Annotated in this window: 8 protein-coding genes; 4 read left to right on the top strand and 4 right to left on the bottom strand. The window is 44.3% G+C overall.

What is annotated here, in order from left to right:
- On the bottom strand, positions 1-558 hold a 558-nt coding region (locus BCU12_RS07735), incomplete at its 3' end, for a linear amide C-N hydrolase (protein ID WP_198599281.1).
- Positions 559-705: 147 nt separating this feature from the next.
- Here BCU12_RS07735 and BCU12_RS07730 point away from each other — a divergent pair.
- A complete protein-coding gene (locus BCU12_RS07730) occupies positions 706-1,599 on the top strand; it encodes a LysR family transcriptional regulator (protein ID WP_102403767.1) in 894 nt (297 codons plus the stop codon).
- 382 nt (positions 1,600-1,981) lie between these two features.
- Positions 1,982-3,124, top strand: coding sequence for a GGDEF domain-containing protein (locus BCU12_RS07725; RefSeq protein ID WP_102403766.1), 1,143 nt, complete (start codon positions 1,982-1,984; stop codon positions 3,122-3,124).
- 169 nt (positions 3,125-3,293) lie between these two features.
- Here the strand turns inward: BCU12_RS07725 and BCU12_RS07720 are convergent, their stop codons facing one another.
- The 3 genes from BCU12_RS07720 to BCU12_RS07710 form a co-directional block, all read right to left on the bottom strand.
- Positions 3,294-3,677 (bottom strand): VOC family protein, encoded by a 384-nt coding sequence (locus BCU12_RS07720; protein ID WP_198599282.1) that lies wholly within the window; start codon positions 3,675-3,677, stop codon positions 3,294-3,296.
- Between the two features lie 122 nt (positions 3,678-3,799).
- Positions 3,800-4,213 (bottom strand): RidA family protein, encoded by a 414-nt coding sequence (locus BCU12_RS07715; RefSeq protein ID WP_102403764.1) that lies wholly within the window; start codon positions 4,211-4,213, stop codon positions 3,800-3,802.
- Between the two features lie 13 nt (positions 4,214-4,226).
- A complete protein-coding gene (locus BCU12_RS07710) occupies positions 4,227-5,162 on the bottom strand; it encodes an NADP-dependent oxidoreductase (RefSeq protein WP_102403763.1) in 936 nt (311 codons plus the stop codon).
- A gap of 171 nt (positions 5,163-5,333) precedes the next feature.
- On the opposite strand from BCU12_RS07710, the gene BCU12_RS07705 reads away from it, so the two are divergent.
- Positions 5,334-6,260, top strand: coding sequence for a LysR family transcriptional regulator (locus BCU12_RS07705; RefSeq protein WP_102403762.1), 927 nt, complete (start codon positions 5,334-5,336; stop codon positions 6,258-6,260).
- A 139-nt stretch (positions 6,261-6,399) separates the two neighbouring features.
- A complete protein-coding gene (locus BCU12_RS07700; protein ID WP_102403768.1) occupies positions 6,400-7,473 on the top strand; it encodes a PQQ-dependent sugar dehydrogenase in 1,074 nt (357 codons plus the stop codon).
- Positions 7,474-7,934 lie beyond the last annotated feature (461 nt).

Here is a 7,934-nt window from a genome sequence, read left to right as displayed (position 1 = left end):
TAATGCAATGTCACCTGATTTATCTTGTACTGAGAAATGGAAGCCGTGCTGATGACCGCCGATACCTGTGATCCATGCTGTTTGGAAGTTACCCGCTTCATAGAAGGCAACCACTTCTTCAACCGTCGCAAACTGCTCGACTAAAAATGGCACCACATCAGACATATGCACAGCCGCGCTGCCGTTGTCTTTTACATCTTTAATGAAGTCTTTTGATGGGTTTTGGTATAACAATGATGCCGAAAGACCTTCACTGTTGATTGACTCACCTGTTGTGTTGTGGAACGTTTCTACTTCGGTAAATGAAATCGTTTTATATTTCACTGTCCATTCCGCAGCGTTCTCATATTCAGGTACTGCTTTGGTGACACGCTCAGTGCCCACTGGGTTAATTTGTGCAATAGATTGTAACTCACTGCCACCCCAATCATAAGAACGTACAACCGATATGCCGTGAGAAGCAGTGTCTGTAATTAAACGTGAACAAGCGCTAGATGTACCTACAAGGCCCATGGATGTTGTCGCTACGACTGCTAATGCGATGATTGATTTTTTCATACTTTTTTTCGCCATGATATTCATAATATGTATCTCTGTATTTGATTAATGTATGGATTATTTGAAATTATGTTTGCTACTTGATGTGATGTATTATGAAGGAATTACTGGTGTGAGTTAGTTCCATGAAACAGGAGTTTCCGTTCTATGTATTCGTTATTACAATTACAAGCTTTTGTCTGTACCTGTGAGCAAGGTAGCTTTAAACAAGCCGCGATCAACTTAGGCAAACGTGCCTCAACGATTGCTGAATTAGTGAATGCACTAGAAGAAGAGAGCAATATTCAGCTATTTGAGCGTCAGACTCGTAAACTGGTTTTAACCGCACCCGGTAAACACTTGCTACCCGTCGCCAAAGCGACATTGAGAGAAGCCAATTATTTCTCAGCGGTGGTTGAAGATTTACACCAAGCGATACCCACTAAATTTTCAGTGGCCATTGATAGTATGTTAAGCCACCCCGCTATTAGTCGTAGCTATCAAACCATCTTGACCGAGTTTCCCAATATTGAATTAGAAGTATTAGTTGGTGATACCTTACAAGTGGTTGATTGGATTAATAATAAAGAGGCTGAAATTGGCTTGATTGCATCCGCATTATCAGAGCTCGACAACATAACCCAATTTACCGCCTTCAATTTTGAGCTGGTTGAAGTCGCCTCTCCTCAGTGGTTTAATCAAGGGGCGATTGTTTCTAACACGCAAGTGAGGGAACTATTACAACTTCAGAGTAAACATTTAAAGCAAGTAAACTTAGATAAACGCTTTCAAGTGAGTCATCGGGTTTGTTACGTAAATAACCTACCAGAAATGTTCAATATGATATCCCAAGGCATTGGCTGGGCATTTTTGCCACGCGTCATCGCACAGCCTTGGATTGACTCGGGTAAAGTTGTAGAGTTTTCAATTGAAGGAGGAACATCGACTTTTTGGTATGCTGAAATAGTGCATTTAAGTGCGCAAGAGCCGAGCATGGCGGGTGATTTGTTCATGCAAGAAATGATGAGCCTTGAGGCATTTAAAGTTAATAAAGAAACGTAACCTTGTGATTATCCCGTCAGCAAACTGGCAGTGACCAGATTTATTGCCGTAAATTGTTTATCACAAACTTATACGACCAACTTACTATACCTCCCTTATTGAAATACACATTTCAATCTAAGGGGCAAACGATGCGCGATGTTCAAATTCTCCAACAAACCATACGAAATCAATGCCCTCTATTCAAAATAAACGCCTATTTCTCTGATAGTTGCCAAAAACGTCCAAGTTAACCCATCGGTACTCTAAGGTTTGCAAGTGCACACGACCCTAAATTGATATGCATCAACCTATAGTGAAATATTATCTTGCAGCCAGCTTACATAACAAAAACTGAACGATACTCATGAGAGTGTGAGTATTACGTTTTGCTGGTGATTTTATGGACATATACACCTTGGCTATTTATAGCTCTTTGCTAGCCATTACTGTTGCGAGTGCAATGCTACTCACTCATAAATATATGTTTGCAGGAACCGCTTTGGGCGTGAACTATATTGGTTTTTCTGTTCTGCTGTTAGGGGTGAGCATTACACCACTTTCACTCGGGTTTACGCAATCTTCCTCATATGTGGTTTTTTTCTCCAACGGCACATACACCGTTGCTTTTTGTTTGCTGCTTGCGGGAATAACCATTCTACGAGGCGCTAGCAAATTTTTTCTAGCGACATCCGTTGTCGTGACTGTCTTTACTATTGGCTTCTTTGTTCACAACACCATCATTAATCCTTCTGTTGCCGCTAGAATAGAGACTCGAAGCATTCTAGTTGTAACTGTGTGTCTCTTGGCCATCTATGCAAACTATTCTGGGGTGAAACGAGACAATAAAAAAGCAAGGTGTCTATTAAATCTGACATTGTTTCTAAACGCGTTGTATATGGTATTTAGAACTGTATTTGCTCTTACAGAAGGAACGATCGTTGACTATTATCTGACATCAGATGTCCATAAATTGTCTTTCGTTATCATTACAATCACAGTGATTAGCCTAGTATTTTCTGTATTTTGGATGCTGACGGATCGTTTATTAAAGCAAGCCTATTATTCGTCTATAACCGACGAGCAAACTGGTCTTTATAATCGGAGGGGGCTCAAAAAGCTCAGCCCGAAGTTTATTCAAATAGGGCGAGAAAACAATATCTCTATACTTTTAGCCGACTTAGATCATTTCAAAAAAGTTAATGATACCTATGGACATGATCAGGGAGATACTGTGATTAAACACTTTAGTCGTCTTCTTGAAGAATCTTGTCGCGAAAACGATGTCTGTTTTCGCTATGGTGGAGAAGAGTTTGTTGTCATTCTGCCGGAAACTAGAAAAGAAGGCGCAATGCTCATAGCTGACAGAATCAGAAATCTCGCAAAACAAAGATCAAGTGAAGAATTGTCTTCTGGTAGATATACCGTGAGCATTGGATTGACTCAAGCTCTAATAAATGATGATTGGAATTCACTGGTTAGAAGAGTTGATAGTGCACTCTATGACGCGAAATCGAAAGGGCGAGATTGCATTGCTCATCGTTAACCAAGTACGCCCAACTTAGTGGATAAATATTAGAATTAACCTAAAGCGCAGATAAATCTCTGCCCAACATTCGCTTCGCAATGGTCAAACTTCCCCACTACAGCGCCAGCGACGTATTCAACCATTGAAAAGCGTGCCGATTGGCGTTGTCCCCTTCATTCCGCAACCCCTACTTTTCATACAGCTCTAATGGCAACCCATCGGGATCTTGGAAAAAGGTAAACTTCTTCCCAGTAAATTCATCAATACGAATGGGTTCGACCTCCACACCCAACGCGTTCAACTCACTCACTGCCGCCTCGACTGAATCAGTAACAAATGCCAAGTGTCGCAAACCCTGAGCTTCTGGTCGGCTTGGTCTTTCCGGTGGGTTGGGAAATGAAAACAGCTCAATTTGACCACCGTTCGGCAATGCCAAATCCAGTTTGTAAGAATCTCGGCTCTCTCGATAGTTTTCCGCGATGATGGAAAGGCCAAGTACGTCAGTATAAAACGCTTTCGACCGCTGATAATCGGAACAAATAATCGCGACATGATGGATACTTTCTACAATCACTGCGCGCTCCCTCTGGCTTGTTGCTATAAATAGCTTGGTGATAATAAATGGTTGACGATAATAATCGCACATTCAAGATACCACCAATATCACACCGAAGGGAGCGCAGCCGAACGAATCTACCTAGCCAACATCATTTCGTATTCCACCATCATGTCGGGCATGCCGAGTCGTTGGACATATCTCAACGTACCGGTCGCGGGTTTTACCTCAACATCCGTTAAAAACTCTTCCCACACCTGTGCAATTTCGCCAAATTGCTCAGAGTTCACGTCATTCGTAAACGTCCAGTCGGTGCGCACAATATCGTTGATGCTAAACCCAGCTTCTTCCAGAAACGCTTTCATTTGTTCAAGTATTAAGCGGGTTTGCGCGACGGGGTCGCCAACATGCTGAGTCACAAATTCAGGATTGCAGTCAGCGTGGCCGGTGACAAAAAATATCTCATCAAAATCACTGAGTTTGTAGCCCCAGCTAAATGCGTTACGCATGTCTGGTAGATTCTTATTTCTAAATGCTTGTTTGGTCGCCATGATCTCTTCCTTCTTATGCTGAAACTTCAAGTACAATTTTTCCTTGGGCACGCTTTGATTCACTGAGCGCATGGGCCTGTTTTACTTCCGCCAGTGGGAAGACTTTGTCTAGGTGTACCTTAATAGAGCCGCTATCTATCAAGTTCGCGATCTGTTGCAAGTCACTCGCCTTTGGCATTACCCACCAACGCTGAAAGTGCACGTCATGCTGCTTGGCAAGCGGTTCATCCACCTCATCAATTAAGGAAACCACGTGCCCTCCTTTTCGCACCACCGATAATGATCGCTCTGCGGTATTGTCTGCCCCTACGGCCACTAAAACGGAATCAACATCCTTAACCACCTCTTCAAATTGTTGAGTGCGATAATCGATAAACTCATCAACACCTAAGGCCTCAACGTACGCTCTTTTAGACCCTGAAGCGGTGCCAATAACGTAAGCGCCTTTCGCCTTGGCAATTTGAACAGCAAAACTGCCCACGCCACCTGCCGCGTTATGTATCAGCACTCGGTCACCCGCTTTTAAATGGCACCCTTCAATCAGTGATTGCCACGCTGTACTTGCGGCTAACGGCACAGCGGCGGATGTCACCATGTCCAAACTCTTTGGCTTTAGCGCCACCAAGTCACTGTCGACCGCCAAGTACTCGGCGTAGGCTCCTTGCCCTGAAATCGGCGCATACACATACACCTCATCACCCAGAGAGACATTGGCGACACCATCGCCTTTTTCTACGATCTCTCCCGCGGCATCCCAGCCGAGAACCAGCGGCAAGTCATGCTCACCGCTGCTTGCCAGAAACCCTTCGCGAACCATCCAATCAACCGGATTCACACCCGCGCCTTTCACCTTGATGAGCACTTGATTTGATTTGATCGTGGGTGTGTTTAACTCACCGAGAGTTAATGTGTCTGCATTTCCATATTGTTCAATGTAGATAGCGCGCATAGGTCTGTCCTTTTGTTCATCGTGGAGTTATTTGTATGTTCGTTTTGATGTACCCACTTTGCCCAATTCAATACATATCGTCTAATTGATGATTAGTATCATACTCATTGATTTTTATGATTGGTTAGATAACACTGATACGCCTGACTTCTCAATGATCGTTAAACTTTTATGGCGAACGTAGACCTGAACCTGATGGTAATCTTTGACGCCATCATGCAAGAGCAATCCATCACAGCCGCAGCAGACAGACTCGCGATGACGCAGCCTTCTGTCTCAAATGCGGTATCACGAATGCGCTATGCGTGGAACGATCCTCTTTTTGTTAAACAGGGCCGAGGAATTCGCCCTACCCCTTACGCAGTGCGTTTATGGAACGACATTGGCCAACCATTGGAATCGATTCGACTGGCAAGTTCGCAACAAGCCTTTGCTCCTGCAAACCTAGAGCGCACGTTTCGAATTGCTGCCACCGACTGGATGGCCGATCTATTCTGGTTGCCTTTGAAAGAGCGTATCCAAGCCGAAGCACCCAACGTGAACATTCACGCGGTACCTTATAATGTCAATGGTGAAGCCTTGCTGCTTAATGCCGATGTTGATTTGGTACTGGATTACTTTGAGGGCAACTCATCCAAGGTTCACACGCAGCACTTGTTTGATAACCACTTTGTGTGTGCCATGCGCGCTGAGCATCCCCTTGCAAACCAAACATTGGACCTCCATAACTTCTCAAACGCTGAACATTTGTTGCTTTCTTTGTCGGGTGAGGCCTCTGGTGGAGTGGATAAGAAACTAGAAAAAAGCGGGCACACGCGCCGAATCGCGATGACGGTCAACCATTGCTATAACATCCCCACCCTTCTTGCCAACACAGATATGATCACCACCATTCCACTGCCTATCATCTTCAAAGCCGTCAATAGCGGTCAGCTCGTCATAAAAGCGTTACCTTTCAGCATGGCACCGGGGCCAATTTCAATGACATGGCATACCCGGCTGCATCGCGATCAAGCAACGCAATGGCTTCGAGCTAAAATACTCGATGTCCTTGATCAGCGCTTACCCAAAAGCTTGCGCGTCAATCCTTTTGGTTAACTAGTCGGTATAACTTGATTCAGAGAGAATGACTGAATGAACCACCCATTTTCATAGCATTCTGTTAAGTATTTCCATGAAAAAACGAAGACTTAGCGCTACTATCAGGACAATCGAAACAAAGAGGTTAGGGGAAATGATGACTCGGAATCAAACAATCGGGCTACTGGTATTGTCGATAGCCGCCATGCCAACCTACGCATGGCAAGCCGAAAAGATCACTGAAGGCCTCGTGATTCCTTGGGGCTTGGCGTATGTGAACGATACGACCATGCTTGTCACTGAGCGCACTGGCGGCATCAAATCCATCAACCTCACCACTGGCGAACAAACACCACTGGCTGACATTCCTGACGTTTGGGCGAAAGGGCAAGGTGGCTTGCTTGATATCGCATTGTCTCCTTTTGATGCCTCAACGGTCTACGTCACTTACAGTAAAGACGTCGACGGAGAAGGCGCAACCACTTTAGCCTCAATGACCTATCGAGATGGTAACCTTACTAACTGGCAGGATCTTTTTGTTTCTCAATCGCGAACTGACACAGGTCGACATTTTGGTAGCCGAATCGCGTTTGACGACGACAGCGTGTATTTTTCTATTGGTGACCGTGGTGAACGCAGCAACGGCCAAAATACCCGAACCCACGCAGGTGCAATATTGCGCTTAATGCCCGATGGCAGTACACCAAGCGATAACCCTTACACAAACGATTCATCAACCTTGAATGAAATTTGGAGCTACGGTCATCGCAACCCGCAAGGATTGTTTTATGACGACCAAACTCAAAAGCTATGGTCAATTGAGCACGGGCCACGTGGTGGCGATGAGATAAACCTCATCAAAAAGGGTGCAAACTACGGCTGGCCAGAGATTTCATTTGGTAAGGAGTATTGGGGGCCAATTCAAGTTGGTGAGCCGATTGAGAAAGAAGGCATTGAAGCACCGACAAAAATATACGTACCGTCCATCGCACCCAGCTCGCTCGTGCTGTATCGCGGAGAGAAATTCCCAGAACTTCAGGGGAAACTGTTATCAGGCGCGCTCAAACTCACCCACATCAATGTTGTTACACTTGATGACACTGGCAAAGCGACAGATGAAGTGAGGATATTTGAAGATTTAGGAGAGCGTATTCGAGACATCGAAACCTCGCCCGCAGGCGACATTTTCTTCAGCACTGACAATGGAAACCTGTACCGACTCAAGCGATGAATCTCGCAACCCACTAATATTTGTGCGTTCCAATGTTAACCTATCAGTCACACTGGTAGGCTGTTTTCGTCGAGGGGCAATATCTTTTTGAGGTTTGAGGTCATCACGTGTTATCCAGCCAGAACGTGAAAAACCGTGCAGGTTTCATCTGGACGGAAGCATTTAAGCGTAATTGCTAACCTAGCTATCAATAAATTACTAAAGTTACAGAAAATCTTCTCACTAGCTTACTTTTGATTAACTAGAGAGAGGCGATTCAATATTTACTAAGGAATGGCACTAATCCCTAATTAGGTAAGCAAGCGACGCTGAACATAACGAAATGAATATTACTAGCTAAACTACCCTGTCAGTACTATCTATCTTGACTCTTCCATAGTTTTAAACACCAATGCATTAATTTTAGTAAAGTGATGATTTTCTAATAGTCTACTTAATTTATAATATACACAAAGTTCGTT

It is taken from the genome of Vibrio sp. 10N.261.55.A7 (assembly GCF_002877365.1).
GTDB lineage: Bacteria > Pseudomonadota > Gammaproteobacteria > Enterobacterales > Vibrionaceae > Vibrio.
This window is presented reverse-complemented; position numbering and strand designations above follow the sequence as displayed.